This window comes from Selenomonas bovis DSM 23594 (assembly GCF_000381005.1).
In the GTDB taxonomy this organism is placed as follows: Bacteria; Bacillota; Negativicutes; order Selenomonadales; family Selenomonadaceae; genus Selenomonas_C; species Selenomonas_C bovis.
In genome coordinates, this window is record NZ_KB908385.1 from 72,734 (window position 1) to 89,010 (window position 16,277).

The following is a 16,277-nucleotide window of genomic DNA, read 5'->3' on the forward strand; positions in this document are numbered from 1 at the left end:
CGAAAACTACCATTCTTGCCAATAGCGCGCCTCACCGTAACTTTGCTGCCCGTTCTGCGGGACTTGCAATATCCGTGATGCGCACGCCGAAATTCTCGTCGATGACGACGACCTCGCCTTTCGCGAGATACTTGCCGTTGACCATGATGTCCACCGGCTCGCCAGCAAGGCGGTCCAGCTCGACAATGGAACCGTTTGTGAGCTCCAGAACCTCCTTGATGGACTTGCTCGTGCGACCGAGCTCCACCGTCACCTGTAACGGCACGTCGAGGATCAGCCCGATGTTTGCGTCGTTGACTGGCACAGGCCCGCTCGCAAGCGGCGTGAACTGCACCGGCTGGACAGGAACGCTGGCCGCTGGCTGCGCCATCTGCGGCGGCGCGTAGTTCTGCGGCGGCACTGCATACTGAGGCGCTGCATACTGGGGTGCTGCCGCTGGCTGTGGCGCAGGCGCAGCCGGTGTGGGCGCGGGAGCCGGTGTGGGCGTAGGCGCCGGTGTGGGCGCGGGCGCCGGTGTGGGCGCGGGAGCCGGTGCCGGCTGCGGCGCCGCCGCTTCCTCAGCCGCGCTGCCGCCCATCAACGACTCCACCATCTCCTTTGCCACATGGACCGGCAGGATCTGCATGATCTCGCTGTCGATGAGCCCATCGACCTCCATGCGGAACGAAACGCGCACGACAGGCTCATCCTGCCCGACGATCTCCGTCACTTTTTCCTCTGTACCGAGATCGATCAGGTTGACCTTCGGTGGAGAAATATCGATTTTCTTATTGAACATCGTGGAGAGCGAGGTCGCCACAGTGCCCATCATCTGGTTCATGGCCTCACCGACAGCGCTCATCGCGATCTCGCCGATGTTCGTGTCTGGATTCGTGCCGTCGCCGCCCATCATGAGGTCGGCGATGATGGCGGCGTCATGCGCCTGGATAGCCAGCACATTATTGCCATCGATGCCCGTCGTATAGCCGACCTCGACAATGAGGTACGGCAGCGGATAATGCTCCTTGATGATGCTCATCGTCGCCACAGCGACAGACGGCGTCGTGATGTTGACCTTATGTCCCAGAAGAACAGACAGCGTCGTCGCGGCACTTCCCATCGAGATATTGCCGATTTCTCCGAGCGCGTCCTTCTCTGTATCCGTCAAAACACCTGCGAACTGAGATGAATCATCTTCCGAGGTATCTCCCGCCGGCGCCTCCTCGGCTGCAGCCGCTGGAGCGGCCTCAGAAGCCGCGGCGTCGTCCGCCGACTTATCGTCTCCGTCCGCTCCCGCAAGCCCGCCATTCAAGAGGGCGTCTATCTCCTCTTGCGAGATCATATCATCACTCATCCGTATCTTCATCTCCTTCGTTTATGATTCTCGTAATCTGCACGGCCATGTTCTTGCCCGCCGTACCAGGGCGGCACTTGAACTTCGGCCGTTTGCCGACGAGTACCGGCAACTCATCCTTCACCTTGGTATCGAGCTGCAGCACATCGCCGAACCCCAGTGTGAGAAACTCTTGTATGGAAATATCGAGGCGCCCGAGCTCCACGATCATGGGAACGCGTGTGCGCTCGATCTTCTTCTGCAGCATCTCCACCTGCTCCGGATTCGCATCCTCCTTGGAAACAGAGGACGCCACCCAGAACGTCGTCGTGAGCTTCGACATGATGGGCTCGAGGACGAGATACGGTATGCAGATATTCATCATGCCCTCGACATCGCCGATCTTCATCTGTATGGTGACGATGACGACCATGTCGCTTGGCGGCACAATCTGCGTGAACTGCGGGTTGGACTCCGTCGCCTCCAGCTTGGGGTGGAACGCGCAGACATTCTTCCACGAATCGCGGAAATGCTCCATCGCCGTATCGACGAAACGCTTCATAACCGTCTCTTCGATATCCGTGAGCACTCGCGGCTTGATGCTCGCCTTGCCCTCCCCGCCGAACACGCGGTCGATGAAGGCGAACGCAATCTCCGTATTGACCTCCATGATGATGTTGCCCTTGAGGGGCGGCACGGCAAGGATACTGATAACGCTGGGGTTCGCGAGCGATTGGACGAACTCCTGGTATGTGAGCTGCTCGACGGACGCCACCTCGACATTCACGATGGTACGCAAGTGCGTCGAAAGATACGTATTGAGCAGCCGAGCGAAACTCTCATGCAGCATGTAAAGCGTGCGGATCTGATCCTTGGAGAACTTGTCAGGTCGTTTGAAATCGTAAACCTTGACCTTTTTCTGCTCTTCATCTGCCTTGACTTCCTCTGCGGAAACCGTACCGTCAGAAAGCGCAGACAGCAGTTTATCTATCTCGGACTGAGATAAGACTTCATCTGCCAATCTTCGTCCCCCTTTCTGCTCTTCTGCGGTTTTTCATTACTGGAGCAGGAAGCTCGTGATATACACGTCATAGACCGATCCCTGTCCGAGCTTGTCATTGAGTTCATCCTTGATCTTCTTCTTCAACTCGTCCTGCTTCGTCGCGTCAAACTCGTCGAGCTTCGAACTTCTGAGAATCTGCATCGTCGTATCAAGGATCTTCGTCTCTGCCATCGGCTGAAGCTTGCCATCATCGGTGAGGTTGTCCTTCTTGCCGGGGTTCATCTCCAGCACGATGCCAGCCTTGAGGTATTTACCTGCCTTGACACCGCCGACATTGACCATGATGCCTTCCTTCGCATCACCAAGCTTCACGAATTTCCCGGGGTTATGATGCTCGCTGACACCTGCCTCACTGGCCGAGTCTGCCATCATCTTCGTCGTGACAAAGAACGAAATGCCCGCCGCCAGCACGAGGCCGACGAGTACCAGCACCACGACAAGGATAATGGGTGACTTTTTCTTTTTCTCCTCCGATGCAGGCGCCGGATCCGCTGCCGACTCCTTTTTTTCCTCAGCCATCTATCCATCCCTCCATTACTCTATTCCCTATGGCTCTCCTGGAAACATTCCTCCGAAACGATTTTCCAGCGGACGCAGCTCCCTAGAACTGATGGAGTGCCCGGCGGTATTTCATCACGCGGCGCACGATTTCATCCATCGGCTCGTCAACGATAAGCTTCTTTCCATTCGTGAGCGTCACAACCGTATCTGGTGTTTCCTCAATCGTCTCGATGATCTCCGCGTTCAGGACGAACTCCCCTTTCTTATTCGTCTTGGAGTTGAACTTCGTCAGTTTGATCATACCTTCATCTCCCCAATTCACCATACTAATTTTCATAATTCGTCACGCGGGAGCATTTTCCCTTTTTTCAGGAAAGAAAAATCCACAAAATTTATCTTTGCAACTACCTATGAAACTCTTTCAAGAATACCGCACCCCTCGCTGTTCGTCAAGCGCTTCGGGACGATAAACCTAGAAAGAATGGGCAGGACGTATGGATTCCGCGCACATAAAAACCTCCCTCGGAGGAGGGAGGTCACAAACTAGAATCAGCGTTTCATATTGATGAGCGTCTCGAGCATCTCATCGCCCACCGTGATAATCTTGGAATTGGACTGGAAGCCGCGCTGCGTGATAATCATATCGGAAAACTCGTTCGCGATGTCGACATTGGACATCTCAAGCGCGGACGGCGTGATCGTGACGCCGAGATCTGAGGCCGTCTTGACATTCGCCGTACCGGAGTTGTTCGACTCCTGATAGAGGCTGTTGCCCGTCTTCGTGAGACCGGAGGCATTCGTGAACTGCGCGACCGCGACCTGCGCTTCTGTCTGCTTGACGCCGTTCGTGTAGGTGCCCGTGATAGTACCCGAGCTATCAACGGAAACACTTGAAAGTGTTCCGGCGGCATTGCCGTCCGTCGTGCCATTGATCGTACTCTTCCCTGCATACTGTGTGATCTTAGAAAAGTCAAGCGTCACAGCCTGGGATGCATTCGAGCCATTTTTCAGTGTCAAAGTCGCTGTTCCTTCGCCACTATTATACTTGCCGTCCGTCTGGAATTTGAGCGTTACTGCTTTATCCAACTTCACAGTTGTTGTAGAACCATCTGCTTCTGTAATAGATGGTTCTACACTTAGCGTCCATTCATTTCCGTCCGCAGTCGCAGTTCCCGTGCCTGTCTTGGTTTTGGTAAAGTATACCGGAACTGAATGAGCTACCCCGAGGCTGTCATAGACGGTCAATGTCGTCGTCACAGGCAGGCTTTCGCCTACTGTATACGTTCCGTTTTTCGTTTCCGTGACCGTCGTGCCATCACTGAGCTCAATGGTCGCAGACTTCGTCGTTGTTCCATCGACAGTGACCGCTGTCGTCCCCCCATTCACTTTCGTGATGGTAGGCACGCTTGCATTCAGGTTATTTGCGTATGTTCCTTTTGTCGTGGCCGCAGCTGCCATGCTCTTGCCGGCCGGAATCGTGATATTGCCCACCGCGCTCGACGTATTGAGCACACCGTCCGTCGCTGTCCACCCTTGCACATAGAGACCGCTGCTCGGCAGGACGTAGTTGCCCTCAGAATCGAATTCAAATGCGCCATCACGCGTGTAGTACGTCTGATTGCCCTGCTTGACGACGAAAAGGCCGTTGCCGGAGAGGCAGAGGTCGGTGTTCTTGCCCGTCGACTGCACGGAGCCGTCGGTAAAGAGCAGGTCAATGCTCGCAACACCCGTGCCGAGGCCGATCTGCTTGGGGTTCGTGCCGCCGAGATTGTCCTGCGGCGCGGAGGCGCCGGAGAGCGTCTGCGAAAGCGTGTCCGCAAATGTCGTGCGGCTCGATTTAAAGCCGGTCGTATTGACATTCGCGATGTTGTTGCCGATGACATCCATGCGGGTCTGGTGGGATTTCAGGCCGGATACACCGGAGAAAAGGGAACGCATCATGATAAGGTACTTCCTTTCTTTCCTCATCGTGATGCAGCAATGCGTGTGGGGCGCGTCTGTCGTTCGGCGTCCCGGAGTCTCCCGTAGGTCCAACTCTAGAGAATTGCTGCACTATCGATGTTCGTTATGATATTGTCTTTCGTCCTGCCATCCATGGCGGTGATCACTGTCCGCTTCGGCACACTCACCACGAAGGCTGTGCCGTCAAGATAGACAAGTGACTCGCGGGCTCCTTTCCCTGCGAGCTGGTCAACGGCCGTGCCAAGCCGTGCAAGCGCCTGCTCGCTGAGTGAGATGCCCCGCTCGGCAAGCCGCGCTTTCGCGTGCGCGGAGAAGGCGACCTGGCGCTTCGCAGCGGAGAGCATATCGCCAAAGCTCGCCGCCTGCGGCTGCTGCACCGCCGGCCGAGACCTGGTCCCGGCGCGCTGGATGGGCAGGAGCAGCTGGGAATCGAAATAAATCTTATCAGCCATCTGCTGTCCCTCCATTATGAAATTATCTTGCGGCGCTGTATTCAGCTGGCCGCAGTACTGTTCGTGCTGCCATCACCGACGCGCGTGATGTCGCTGATGACGACCTTGTGCGTCGTGCCGTCTGTATCCTTTGCGATGACACTTGGGGAGCCGTCGGAGATGCTGACGCCCGTGACCGTGCCCTCGTAGGTGGTCTTCGTCGTCTGCGCTTTGCCGTTGGCATCGGTAACAGCGTTGCCGTCCGCATCCTTCACAGTCTCCGTCGTCGTCCACTGAAGCTTCTGCCCGATCATCGAACTGAGCTGGCCCACGAGCAGGCTCGAGTCGATGTTGCTCACAAGCGTGTTCGTCTTCTCGAGCCCCTCGGCGACGTTCGTCATCTGCTCGAGCGCTGAGAACTGGGCAAGCTGGGCAACGTATTCACTGTTGTCCTGCGGATCGAGCGGATCCTGGTACTGCATCTGCGTCACAAGCAGCTTCAGGAACGCGTCCTTGCCAAGCGCATCATTGGCTGACGTTGTCGTCGTCGCCTGCTGCTTGGCATAATCTTCCGCCGTATAGGTCGTGCCGTTTACCGTGACGGTATTGAGCTTATTCGCCATGCATGGTTCCTCCTGTCAAATGCGGTAGTCTACGCCATCCGTGGCGATGCTTCCTTCCTGTGCGGCCAGTGCCGCTGCGAGCTCCTGCCCATCCTCGAAAGCCGCCGCGCTCTCACGCGTCGTGTGCTGGCGCTGTCTTCCCTGCTGGAAGGCCTGCTGCTGCCCCTGATCCTGCGGCAGCCCGCCATCCGCAAGGCCTGCATAGACGCCGACGTTATCGACTTTGAGTCCCTGGTTGTTGAGCTCCTGCCTGAGCTGAACGAGCGTATTCTCGATGATGGTGCGCACCTCTGCGTTATTCGAGTGGAACGACGCATTGACGGCACCATCTGTGCCGACGGAGACACGCAGTGTCAAGTCGCCAAGATGCTCCGGTTTGAGATGGATGACCATCTCCGTGTCCTGCCCGCGCTGGATGAGGCGCGCCTGATCAACAATCTGCTTCGGCACCTCGTAGTCTGTCTGCGGCATCGCCTGCGGCGCCGCCGCAGCTGCTGGTTCCGCCTGTGCGAGCGTCTGTGAGAAACTCATGACGCCCGTTGCGCCCATCGTCGACGCATCTGTCGTCTGCTGCGTCGGTGGCTTGTCGATTGCCGCCTCCTCCGGCAGCTGCGGCAGACCGGTGCCTTGCCCAAAGGACTGGGCAAGCGACTGCTGCTGCCCCTGCTGGAGCAGCGAGCCGCCGTCATCCGGCTGCATGGCCGCTGCTGCGGGCTGCACGGGCTGTGCGCCATCCACCTGGATCTGCGTACCGAAGAGATTGGCAAAGTCGCTGACCTGCACGGTACGCTCCGGTGTCTGCGCAGCCGTTCCCGCCGTCTGTGCGGCTACGGTCTGCCCCACCTGCACTGTCTGCACGACAGCCTGCGTACTGGACGCCGACTGAACTGCATCAGAAAGTGCCGGCTTTGATCCTTGTACAACGCGATCTGTCGCAGGAAGCTGTGACAGGAGATTTGCTGCGATGTCGTTTTGCCTCTGCCCGCCTGCAGGCAGCGAAGCTTCCTGCGCGCTTGCCGCAAGAGACGCTACTTTCCTAGCGGGCTGCTGCGCATCCTGCCCTGCCACAGATACCGCTGCACTCTGTTGTGCTTTCTCCGCTGCCGGGAAGGACTGCCCCGCAAGCATCGCGAGCAGCTTTTTCTGCGCTGTTCCCTCGGCTGTGTCCTGCGGCAAGAGTGTCTGCAGGGAATCCGTCACAGATGGCTCTCCTGCTGTCAGCAACTGTGCAGCTGTCTCCTCAGGTGCGGCCGCCTGCTCCGGCGCGATTGCCTCAGCAGCCAGGAACGCTGCGAGCACGCTGCCTTCGGCACTCTCTGCCATGGTTTTGTCATCTGCCTCCGCAGCCTTGCCTGACGGCTTGTCCGGCTCCTTGGCCTTGACCTTGACGCCCGTCGCCTCCGCTACCGCAGTCTCCTGCGCGGCGGCCTGTTCCTGCGGCGAGGTGCTGCCTGCGGTCTCCGCCTTTGCGGGCACCGCGTCCTGCGACTGGGTCTTTTCCAGTGCGCTGCCGAAGCTATCGCCACCCTTGTCGCCGGCCGTATCTTTCCCCTGTACCCGGGGGAACTTTGCTGTGCTGCCCGCAGCCGCTGCCTTGGTGGTTCCCGCCTGTGGCGTAGCACTCATAATCTGGGTCGTATTCACGTTTTCACCTCCTACATGGATATTATCGTCATTTCCGTGGGAAACTTAAGGAAGCGCTGATTAAATGAAGTGCTCCGGATTTACGTGGATGCGCTATATCTCTCTAGGAGACAAACCGCAGGCGTAGCCGAAGCTACGCTGAGGTTTGTCGACAACGAGAGGACAGCGTAGACGCGTGAAGACGGAGTGCTGAATTAATCAGTGCTTCCTTAAGGAAGCGCTGATGAAACGAGGTGCTCCGGATTTACGCGGATGCCCTATCTCTCTAGGAGACAAACCGGAGGCGCAGCGGCAAAACGCTTCATCGCGTTTTGGCTGAGGATCGTCGAGGGCGACGAGAAGACAACGAGGACGCGTGATGACAGAGTGCTGAATCCATCTGCGCTTCCTCGATCTGCTTCCGCAGGAGGAATCAACAGGCGCAATCAGTTGCCTGCAGCAGGCTGCTCGCCGCCTGCTGCGCCCTGTCCCTGCTGTGTCATCTGCTCGACATCACTTGGCGAGGTGAGCTTCTTCTGCTTGCCTTCGTACATGATCTTCGTGAGGCGCGCGGTCTTCGATGCCTCGAACTGCGCGAGAATCTTCGCCGCCTGTCCCTCGTCCATGCGCTGGAGGATGGCGATACAGAGGTCGTCGTCGAGTTCGTCCATCGCTGCGGCTGCGTCAGCGGGCTTCATCTCGTTATAAAGGCGCGCGAGCTTCGAGACGCGCTTGCGTTCCGCCGCCTCGCGTTCCTTCATCTGTTTCTCGATTTCCTTCTTCGTAAGCGTTACTTTTTTGGAGTCTTTCTTTTTGTCAGGATCAGGCTTTACATCCTCTGCAGGCTCGTCCTGCATCTCCTTTTCTGTCGGCGCCGGCTTGACGAAGTACTGCCCGATGATTGGCAGGTTGTAGAGACCGAGCTTTTCATTTGCCTCCTGTGTGTCGAAGATGCGCAGGTAGATGCCGAGCGCAAAACCGCCGATAATCAGCACCAGAAGCAGGAGGAGGATCAAGCATATCTTGAGAAAACGCCGTTTCTTGCTCGGCTTCTGCTGTTCTTCGTCCATCGTTTCGTCACCTCAGATATTAGCGATATAGGTCCAGGACCTTGCTGACATAGTCCTGTGTCTCTCGGTAGGGCGGCACGCCGCCGTAGGCCTTGACAGCTGCGGGACCGGCGTTGTAGGCAGCGACGGCCTTCCTGACATCGCCGCCGAAGGCATCGAGCATTTCGCGCAGATATTTCGCGCCGCCCTCTACGTTCTGTTTCTCGTCATAGGGGTTGACGCCGAGGCTCGCCGCCGTGTCAGGCATGAGCTGCATGACGCCGATGGCACCAGCTGGCGATACTGCCGACTGGTCGCCGCCCGACTCCGTCTGGGCGACGGCACTCACGAGACGCGGGTCGACGTTGTATTCGCGCGCGGCCTGCTGCACGAACGCACTGAGATCTGCATCCGCAGGCGGCAGGTCGGAGACGGCTGTCATGCCTGTCCCCACATTGAGAGTACCCGCCTGCTTCGGCGATGCTGTCCCCACACTTTGCCGATCTGCGGCTTTCGCTGACTTCGCCTGCTGTGTCTGCGCCTTTGCTGCCGCATCCTGCGTCTGGATAGCGCGTGCGAGCGTCTGCCCGAACGCCGCGCCCGGCACCTGCTGCAGCTGGCCGAACTGCTGCTGGATAGCTGCGATGCGCTGGCGCACATGGGCGATGTCTGTCATATTGATCATGAAGCATCCCTTGCCTTTCCGTTCCTCATGTAGAGCTGCAGGCCGATCTCGTCGAGCGCTTTCTGCTCCTCGGCCAATGCCTGCGCCTTGTACTCTTGATACCGCTTCTCCTTGAGCTGCTCGATGCTCTTGAGATAGCTCATGACCTCCATAAGTTCCTTGAGCCGTTTCTGTCGCTCCGCCTTCGCCGTGAGGACGATCTGCTGCTGCATCTCGATCTGCTCGCGCTTCCAGGCGAAGAAGCTGTGAAAATCCATGAGACGGCCGACCGTCACGCGCTTGCCCTCTTTCGATATAGCTTCGTAGTCGCGCTGGCCGCGCTGCATCTCATCGAGCAAGATCTGCATGTGCGCGCGCCGATCCTCGAGATCGCGCGACGCCTTGGCGAACGCGACCTCCGCGTCTTCCTTCTTGCTGCGCGTGACGCGCAGGAGTGTCTCGAGCTGGAATCTGAATTTCTTCATTGCGCATCACCTGTCGGCGGCGCGGGCACAGCGCCTGTGATTGCCTCGAGCTTCTTCTCGGTCTCCTCGTAGGTATCGACCTCGAAGATCCCCTGACAGAGGAAGTCATTGATGGCGTCGATCTTTGCGATGGCCTCATCGATCTTCGCGCTCGAGCCCTTGACATAGGCACCGATGTGGATGAGGTCCTCCGCATCGCGGTAGACGGCCATGAGCTGGCGCATGCGCTGCGCCGCCTGGAGGTGCTCCTTCGATACGACCTCATTCATGACGCGGCTCACGCTCGTCATGATGTCGATGGCGGGGAAATGGTTCTGCGCGGCGATATTGCGTGAGAGCACGATATGACCGTCGAGGATGGAGCGCACGGCATCAGCGATCGGCTCGTTCATATCGTCGCCGTCGACGAGCACCGTGTAGATGCCCGTGATAGACCCTTTGTCACTCGTGCCCGCGCGCTCCAGGAGGCGCGGCAGCATCGCGAAAACGGACGGCGTGTAGCCGCGCGTCGCCGGCGGCTCACCGATGGTGAGTCCGACCTCGCGCTGCGCCATCGCGAAGCGCGTGACGGAGTCCATCATAAGGATGACCTTGTGCCCCTGGTCGCGGAAGTACTCTGCAATGGCCGTCGCCGTCATCGCGCCCTTGATACGCACGAGCGCGGGCTGGTCAGAGGTCGCGACGACGACGACGGAGCGCTTGAGGCCCTCCTCGCCGAGGTCGCGCTCGATGAAGTCGCGCACCTCGCGGCCGCGCTCGCCAACGAGCGCGATGACACTGATGTCCGCCTCGGTATTGCGTGCAATCATGGAGAGCAGCGTGGACTTGCCGACGCCGGAGCCCGCCATGATGCCAATGCGCTGACCGTCGCCCATCGTGATGAGGCCATCGATGGCACGCACACCGACGTAGAGACTCTCGTGGATGCGCGGCCGCGTGAGCGGCGCGGGCGGCGGTGCCTGCAGCGGATATTCGCGTTTCGAGAGGATGGGACCCTTGCCGTCCATGGGATTGCCGAGGCCGTCGAGCACGCGTCCGAGGAGCTCCGGACCGACCTTGACCTTGAGCGTCTTCTGTGCGGAGACGACTTCGCAGCCCGGACCGATGCCCTGCATCTCGCCAATGGGCATGAGCATGACAAATCCCTCCCGGAAACCGACCACCTCGGCCGGTACGGGCGGGACGTTGGGGAAATGCGAGGAGACATAGCAGAGCTCACCGACGCTGACCGTCGGCCCCTGGGACTCGATGACGAGGCCGATGACCTGCGTGACCTTACCCGTGAGCTTGACGGAGACAGCGCCCGCGATGGCATCTGTGAACTTCTTGATATCCACGCTCTGCTTCATGCCTTCACTTCCTGTATCGCCTGACGGATGAGCTCGATCTGTGTCTGGAGCCGCGCGTCAACACTGCCATTCGGTGTCTCAATCACGCAGTCCCCCGGCGCGAGGCTCTCATCTGAGACAATGGTAAGATCCGCTCCAGCCCCCTGGAGGCGGCTGCGAAACTCATCGCGCGCCATGAGCACGAGGTCGTAGACGGCGGGTGCGACATGGATGGCAATCTCCCTCTGATCCTTGACCTTCTCGAGCGCCTTCTGCACGAGCGGCAGGATGACCTGCGGCACGTCGATGAAATGCTGCGGTAGGATTTTCTCAACGACGGCGAGCGCGATGCGCGTCACATCGTCCTCCGCCTGCGCGAGATAGTCTGCCGTCGCATCCTTGGCGTCGCGCAGAGTCTTTTCCGCCTGCGCATTGGCCGCCTGGATGCTCGCCGCCATGGCCTCCTGCGCCTGCTTCTTGCCCTCGGCCTCGCCTGCGGCGTAGCCCTCCGTGTGGCCTGTCTCGCGTGCCTGCGCCTTGAGCTCCTCGCATTCCTGGCGCGTCTCCTCGAGCAGGCGTTCGCGCTCGTTTTGCGCCTCCTGCTTCAGGACTTCGCTCTCTGTCTGCGCGTTTCGCAAGAGCTCGTCTGCCTGCTGCTCCTTCGCGGCAATCTCGGCGAACATGCGCTGCTGCGCCTCTTCGTCGAGGCTGCCCGCATGCTCGACGTCCTCCGCGACGGTCTTCGGCGGCTCCGGTGCACGGATGACCAGCGGACGCTCACGCCACTCAGCCGCCTTGATAACCTTAGACAATCATCTCGTCCCCCTTGCCGCGGGAAATGACAATCTCGCCCTTGTCCTCCATCGTGCGGATGACGTTGACGACCTTCTGCTGCGCCTCCTCGACATCGCGGATCTTGACAGGGCCCATGAACTCGATCTCTTCCTTGAGCATGTCAGCAGCACGCGAAGACATGTTCTTGTAGACCTTGTCCGCGACCTCTTTCGGCGTCGCCTTGAGCGCAAGCGAGAGGTCTTTCGTATCGACCTGGCGCAGCACGAGCTGCAGCGAGCGGTCGTCGAGCATAACGATATCCTCGAACACGAACATGAGACGTTTGATGTCCTCGGCAAGCTCCGGATTGTCGACCTCGAGGTTCTCGATGATGGATTTCTCCGTCGTGCGGTCGACGCGGTTGAGGACCTCGACAATGGATTTGACACCGCCTGCCGAGGTGAAGTCCTGCGTGACGAGCGACGAGAGCTTGCGCTCGAGCACGCGCTCGACCTCGCGGATGACGTCCGGAGAGGTACGGTCCATGACCGCGATGCGCTTCGCGACATCCGCCTGCTGATCCGGCGGCAGGGACGAGAGCACCGTCGCCGCCTGATCCGGCTCGAGATACGCCATGATGAGCGCGATGGTTTGCGGATGTTCGTTCTGGATGAAGTTCATGAGCTGCGACGGATCGGTCTTCCTCAGGAAGTCGAACGGACGTACCTGCAGGCTCGTCGTGAGGCGGTTGATGATGTCCATCGCCTTCTCTGCACCGAGCGCTTTCTCGAGGACATTCTGCGCGTATTCGAGGCCACCTGTCGAGATATAATCCTTGGCCATCGCCATCTGGTAGAACTCGCTGATGACGGCGGCCTTCTGCTCCGCGCTGACCTGCTTGTGATTCGCGATTTCGAGCGTCACACGCTCGATTTCATCATCATCCATGTGCTTGAAGAGCTTCGCGGAATACTCAGGCCCGAGCGCGATAAAGAGAATCGCCGCTTTTTCCTGGTTCGAGAGCTCTTCCTCTTCACTCGTCCCATACATATCCGTTGCCATTTATTCATCCTCCGAAAGCCAAGTCTTGATGAGCATTGCAACCTCGGCTGGTTTCTGGTCGATGAGCTCTTGCAGCTGCTGCTTCTCAGTGAGCTGGCGCTGCTCCTCCTCGGAGAGCTCGTCCTCGTCGACCTCGCCGGCGGCGACGGCTGCCGCACGCTCCTCGGCGAGGCGCTGACGCTCCTCTTCGGCCTCGCGCGCAGCCTGCTCTGCAGCTTCGCGCTCCTGCTGTTTTTTGCGGCGGTACATCATGACGCCTCCTGCGATGAGCGCGAGCAGCAACAGAGCGCCCGCGACCTCCGCGTAGAAGATGCGGTCCTGGCGGTCTTTCTCCGCCTGCTCCTCAGCCGCCTGCTTGTCCTTCGCCTCTGTACTGAACGGCAGCGCCTCGACACTGACCGTATCGCCGCGGTCCTGGTTGATGCCCGCGGCGGAGGAGACGCTGCGCAGCAGGCTGTCCTGCTGCGACGCGGTCACATCGTCATTGACGAGCACGGCGACGTTGAGTCTGCGGATAGAGCCCGGCGAAGCGATGACCTTCTGCTTCTCCTCATTGATCTCGTAGTTCTTCGTCGATTCCTTTTTCTCATACTGCGCGTTGGAATTTCCGTTCTGCGCGACATAGCCCGGCACGTTCGACTGGACGCCCGCGGCACCGCCCGGCTGTGTCGAGGTGCCGTTATACGTCTCGTTCGAGTCCTGCTGGCTGCGGATGATGCCGGAATCATCGACGACTGGCGTGAAGGTCTGCTTGTCCGTCTGCTTGTCGTCGAAGTCGAGCTCGACGCTCACGCGCGCGACTGCACGGCCCGTGCCAAGCGTCTGGTCGAGCAGCGTCTGCAGGTTCTTCTGGATGTCGTCCTGAACCTTCTTCGTCATCTCGAGCTGGGTAAGCGTCTTCGCGCCTACGCTCTTTTCGTCGAGCTCATCGGGATCGTTGAGGATCTTGCCCGTCTCATCGACGATGGTGATGTTTTCCGACTGCAGTCCCTGCACACTGTGCGCCGTGAGATTGACGATGCCCTTGATCTCCTTCTTAGAGAGCTGCTGGTTCGGCTTGAGCATCAGCATGATGGAAGCCGTCGCCGGCTTTTCGTTCTTCTTGTAGAGGCTGTCCTCCGGCAGCACGATATGCACGCGTGCCTTCTGCACGGCGTCGATCTGCTCGATCGTGCGCACGAGCTCGCCCTGGAGCGCCTGCAGGTAATTGACCTTGTTCTGGAACTCCGTGACGCCGAGCTTGTTGTCGTCAAAAATCTCGAATCCCTTCTGGCCGCGCGGCAGTCCCTCCGTCGCGAGATTCAGCCGGGCCTCGTGCACCTTGCTGGCTGGCACGAGGATGGTCGTGCCCTTCTGTCCTTCCTGCACCTGGTACTCGACCTTCTGCTCCTTGAGCTTGGCCGCTACCTCGCCTGCGTCCTTCGTCTCCATATTCGTAAAGAGCGGTACCATGTCCGGCTTGCTGCCATACCATACGCTGATGCCGATGATAGCGATCAGCACGGCGAGGACAGAGCCGAGCACGATGTAGCGCTGCTTCTTGCTGTATTTATGCCAAAGCTGCAGATAACGCTGTTTCCAATCTGCTTTTTCTGCTTTGTCTGCCATGTTCTCAATCCCTTCGCGCTTCTATCATGTATGATCAGGCGGCTGCCCTTTATACCTGCATCCGCATGATCTCCTGATAAGCGGAAACCGCCCGGTTCCGCAACTGAAGCGTGAGCTGCAGTGCGATGTCGGCCTTCTGCGCAGCGATGACGACCTGAGAGACATCGTCTACCTGCCCGGCGGCCAGCGCCGCATTCCAGCGATCCGAGTCAAGCTGCAGCTGGTTCGTCTCCTTGAGCGCATCTTTCAGGTAGTCTGAAAATCCCTTCGTCTCCTCCGCGCGCTCCGTCTCTCCCAAATGACTCTCCGCGCTCATTTGCACAGGGCGCACGGGCGTCATCTGCAATGCCTCTACCTGCATCCCTCTGTCACCTCATTCCTTTTCACTTGCCAATATCGAGTGCCTTCATCGCCATGCTCTTCGCCGCGTTGATGGTCGTCGTGTTCGCCTCGTAGGCGCGCGACGCCGTAATCATATCGACCATCTCCGAAACGATGTTGACATTCGGACGTTCCACATAGCCCTGCGCATTCGCATCCGGATTGCCCGGGTCGTAGACAAGCGGCCCCTGCGTGCGATCCGCCTCGATGCCGACCGCGCGCACACCGTCGCCCGCCTCGAGCTTGCTCATGGATTTCTTCAGAAAACTTGAAAAGCCGCCCCCTGTCTCGCGCGGCTCAAAGACGACATAACGGCGGTGGTAGGCGCCTCCCTCCGCCGTACGCGTCGTATTCGCATTGGCAATATTATTGGATATGACATCCATGCGCAGGCGCTCCGCCGTCAGGCCGGAAGCCGCTGCGTCAATGCCCAGAAACATACTCATTGCTATCCCTCATTCCCCCGAGCAGCCTCATGACTGCCCGCTCGTGATGACGTTCTTCAGCTTGTTTACATAGCCGCCAAGTTCCGTCGCCATCGCATTATAATAGAGCTGGTTCTTCGCAAGGCTCGCCATCTCGATATCGATGTCGACATTGTTGTTATCGACGCGCATCGTCGTCGTATCATCCTCCTGGATGGAGGCCTTCGCTCCGCCGATCATCCCGACCGGCAGATGACGGTCATGTGTCCGCACGAGCGGCAGTCTGCCACTGTCATCCATGCCGATTTCCTTGGCGAGCAATTCTTCGAAAACGACGTCGCTCTTCTTGAAATTCGGCGTATTGACGTTGGCGATGTTATTGGAAATGACCTCTTGTCGCAGGTTCGCCGCAGCGAGTCCGCGCCCGAGGTAATTGAAATTCGGCGAATTCATGATCTGTTCCAGCACCTTTTGTTACGCCTCCCCTGCATATCATTATAATTTTATCTTTCTACGCTCCTGAATGAACTCCTTCAAATTTTATCACTTTTTTCGTGATTTTAGAAGTCCCACTCTGTGAATTTCCCGTATCAGCGAAAAAGGTCCTAGAAAACGGCACGCTAGACGCGACGCACGAACGTCCGCTTCGTGAATCTTGCAGACACGTCCTAAACGTGTCACCAGCTCAGCGGGCTTCCCTAACCACATAAAAAGGGGCTGTTGCACGTATCAACAACGTGTAGCAGCCCCTTTTAGTTTGCAAAAAAATGTTGCCAAGGACTTAAAAATCCTTGGCAACAGGCGTAAAATATAGATATGCAAAATCAAATTTTACAAGGAGATTATACATCCCTCGGCGGAAGTTTTCAACTCTGCCTTCCCTTAAATTTTGAATTTCAAATTCCAAAGGATGACCCGGTCCGTCTGCTACGCCACTTTGTGGATGAAATGGATTTATCCGCACTTTACCAGACATTCTCTCAGGC

The 16,277-nt window shown here is 58.4% G+C and carries 18 protein-coding genes and 1 pseudogene; 1 reads left to right on the forward strand and 18 read right to left on the reverse strand.

Going from position 1 to position 16,277, the window contains the following annotated elements; translation table 11 throughout:
- Positions 1-31: 31 nt before the first annotated feature.
- The 18 genes from fliY to flgB form a co-directional block, all read right to left on the reverse strand.
- Positions 32-1,333, reverse strand: a complete 1,302-nt coding sequence (fliY, locus tag F599_RS0105210; protein ID WP_019542468.1) for a flagellar motor switch phosphatase FliY — start codon at positions 1,331-1,333, stop codon at positions 32-34.
- Positions 1,326-2,333, reverse strand: a complete 1,008-nt coding sequence (gene fliM, locus F599_RS0105215) for a flagellar motor switch protein FliM (protein WP_019542469.1) — start codon at positions 2,331-2,333, stop codon at positions 1,326-1,328. Before fliM ends, fliY begins: the two co-directional genes overlap by 8 nt.
- A 36-nt stretch (positions 2,334-2,369) precedes the next feature.
- Positions 2,370-2,894: a flagellar basal body-associated FliL family protein gene (locus F599_RS0105220; RefSeq protein ID WP_019542470.1), complete on the reverse strand. Its 525-nt coding sequence runs from the start codon at positions 2,892-2,894 to the stop codon at positions 2,370-2,372.
- Between the two features lie 82 nt (positions 2,895-2,976).
- Positions 2,977-3,177, reverse strand: coding sequence for a flagellar FlbD family protein (locus F599_RS0105225; RefSeq protein ID WP_019542471.1), 201 nt, complete (start codon positions 3,175-3,177; stop codon positions 2,977-2,979).
- 248 nt (positions 3,178-3,425) lie between these two features.
- Positions 3,426-4,817, reverse strand: coding sequence for a flagellar hook protein FlgE (locus F599_RS0105230; protein WP_019542472.1), 1,392 nt, complete (start codon positions 4,815-4,817; stop codon positions 3,426-3,428).
- Positions 4,818-4,912: 95 nt separating this feature from the next.
- Positions 4,913-5,290, reverse strand: a complete 378-nt coding sequence (locus F599_RS0105235) for a hypothetical protein (RefSeq protein ID WP_019542473.1) — start codon at positions 5,288-5,290, stop codon at positions 4,913-4,915.
- Positions 5,291-5,331: 41 nt separating this feature from the next.
- Positions 5,332-5,892, reverse strand: coding sequence for a flagellar hook capping FlgD N-terminal domain-containing protein (locus tag F599_RS0105240; RefSeq protein WP_019542474.1), 561 nt, complete (start codon positions 5,890-5,892; stop codon positions 5,332-5,334).
- Between the two features lie 15 nt (positions 5,893-5,907).
- The gene (locus tag F599_RS14755) at positions 5,908-7,536 is read right to left on the reverse strand and encodes a flagellar hook-length control protein FliK (protein ID WP_156021939.1); all 1,629 of its coding nucleotides are present in this window, start codon (positions 7,534-7,536) and stop codon (positions 5,908-5,910) included.
- 425 nt (positions 7,537-7,961) lie between these two features.
- The gene (locus F599_RS0105250) at positions 7,962-8,585 is read right to left on the reverse strand and encodes a MotE family protein (protein WP_019542476.1); all 624 of its coding nucleotides are present in this window, start codon (positions 8,583-8,585) and stop codon (positions 7,962-7,964) included.
- 19 nt (positions 8,586-8,604) lie between these two features.
- The gene (locus tag F599_RS0105255) at positions 8,605-9,249 is read right to left on the reverse strand and encodes a lytic transglycosylase domain-containing protein (protein WP_019542477.1); all 645 of its coding nucleotides are present in this window, start codon (positions 9,247-9,249) and stop codon (positions 8,605-8,607) included.
- Positions 9,246-9,713 carry a flagellar export protein FliJ gene (gene fliJ, locus F599_RS0105260; protein ID WP_019542478.1) on the reverse strand — a complete coding sequence of 156 codons (468 nt, stop codon included), beginning with the start codon at positions 9,711-9,713 and terminating at the stop codon, positions 9,246-9,248. Before fliJ ends, F599_RS0105255 begins: the two co-directional genes overlap by 4 nt.
- Positions 9,710-11,062, reverse strand: a complete 1,353-nt coding sequence (gene fliI / locus F599_RS0105265) for a flagellar protein export ATPase FliI (protein ID WP_019542479.1) — start codon at positions 11,060-11,062, stop codon at positions 9,710-9,712. The genes fliJ and fliI overlap by 4 nt, the downstream gene beginning before the upstream one ends.
- Positions 11,059-11,853 (reverse strand): FliH/SctL family protein, encoded by a 795-nt coding sequence (locus F599_RS0105270; RefSeq protein WP_019542480.1) that lies wholly within the window; start codon positions 11,851-11,853, stop codon positions 11,059-11,061. Before F599_RS0105270 ends, fliI begins: the two co-directional genes overlap by 4 nt.
- Complete coding sequence (fliG, locus tag F599_RS0105275; RefSeq protein ID WP_019542481.1) at positions 11,846-12,877, reverse strand: flagellar motor switch protein FliG; 1,032 nt, start codon at positions 12,875-12,877, stop codon at positions 11,846-11,848. The genes F599_RS0105270 and fliG overlap by 8 nt, the downstream gene beginning before the upstream one ends.
- A complete protein-coding gene (gene fliF / locus F599_RS0105280) occupies positions 12,878-14,485 on the reverse strand; it encodes a flagellar basal-body MS-ring/collar protein FliF (protein WP_019542482.1) in 1,608 nt (535 codons plus the stop codon). It abuts the gene before it with no gap.
- 49 nt (positions 14,486-14,534) lie between these two features.
- Positions 14,535-14,846, reverse strand: a complete 312-nt coding sequence (fliE, locus tag F599_RS0105285; RefSeq protein WP_019542483.1) for a flagellar hook-basal body complex protein FliE — start codon at positions 14,844-14,846, stop codon at positions 14,535-14,537.
- Between the two features lie 22 nt (positions 14,847-14,868).
- Positions 14,869-15,312 carry a flagellar basal body rod protein FlgC gene (gene flgC, locus F599_RS0105290; protein WP_019542484.1) on the reverse strand — a complete coding sequence of 148 codons (444 nt, stop codon included), beginning with the start codon at positions 15,310-15,312 and terminating at the stop codon, positions 14,869-14,871.
- A 27-nt stretch (positions 15,313-15,339) separates the two neighbouring features.
- The gene (flgB, locus tag F599_RS0105295) at positions 15,340-15,759 is read right to left on the reverse strand and encodes a flagellar basal body rod protein FlgB (protein WP_019542485.1); all 420 of its coding nucleotides are present in this window, start codon (positions 15,757-15,759) and stop codon (positions 15,340-15,342) included.
- 342 nt (positions 15,760-16,101) lie between these two features.
- Here flgB and F599_RS16245 point away from each other — a divergent pair.
- Positions 16,102-16,277: pseudogene (locus F599_RS16245) on the forward strand (IS5/IS1182 family transposase); the annotation flags it as partial.

Bases quoted from the DNA above. Each gene is read 5' to 3' on its own strand.
- fliY (WP_019542468.1), bottom strand. From the start codon at position 1,333: ATGAGTGATGATATGATCTCGCAAGAGGAGATAGACGCCCTCTTGAAT.
- F599_RS0105220 (WP_019542470.1), bottom strand. From the start codon at position 2,894: ATGGCTGAGGAAAAAAAGGAGTCGGCAGCGGATCCGGCGCCTGCATCG.
- F599_RS0105225 (WP_019542471.1), bottom strand. From the start codon at position 3,177: ATGATCAAACTGACGAAGTTCAACTCCAAGACGAATAAGAAAGGGGAG.
- F599_RS0105230 (WP_019542472.1), bottom strand. From the start codon at position 4,817: ATGATGCGTTCCCTTTTCTCCGGTGTATCCGGCCTGAAATCCCACCAG.
- F599_RS0105235 (WP_019542473.1), bottom strand. From the start codon at position 5,290: ATGGCTGATAAGATTTATTTCGATTCCCAGCTGCTCCTGCCCATCCAG.
- F599_RS0105240 (WP_019542474.1), bottom strand. From the start codon at position 5,892: ATGGCGAATAAGCTCAATACCGTCACGGTAAACGGCACGACCTATACG.
- F599_RS0105250 (WP_019542476.1), bottom strand. From the start codon at position 8,585: ATGGACGAAGAACAGCAGAAGCCGAGCAAGAAACGGCGTTTTCTCAAG.
- F599_RS0105255 (WP_019542477.1), bottom strand. From the start codon at position 9,249: ATGATCAATATGACAGACATCGCCCATGTGCGCCAGCGCATCGCAGCT.
- fliJ (WP_019542478.1), bottom strand. From the start codon at position 9,713: ATGAAGAAATTCAGATTCCAGCTCGAGACACTCCTGCGCGTCACGCGC.
- fliI (WP_019542479.1), bottom strand. From the start codon at position 11,062: ATGAAGCAGAGCGTGGATATCAAGAAGTTCACAGATGCCATCGCGGGC.
- fliG (WP_019542481.1), bottom strand. From the start codon at position 12,877: ATGGCAACGGATATGTATGGGACGAGTGAAGAGGAAGAGCTCTCGAAC.
- fliF (WP_019542482.1), bottom strand. From the start codon at position 14,485: ATGGCAGACAAAGCAGAAAAAGCAGATTGGAAACAGCGTTATCTGCAG.
- fliE (WP_019542483.1), bottom strand. From the start codon at position 14,846: ATGCAGGTAGAGGCATTGCAGATGACGCCCGTGCGCCCTGTGCAAATG.
- flgC (WP_019542484.1), bottom strand. From the start codon at position 15,312: ATGAGTATGTTTCTGGGCATTGACGCAGCGGCTTCCGGCCTGACGGCG.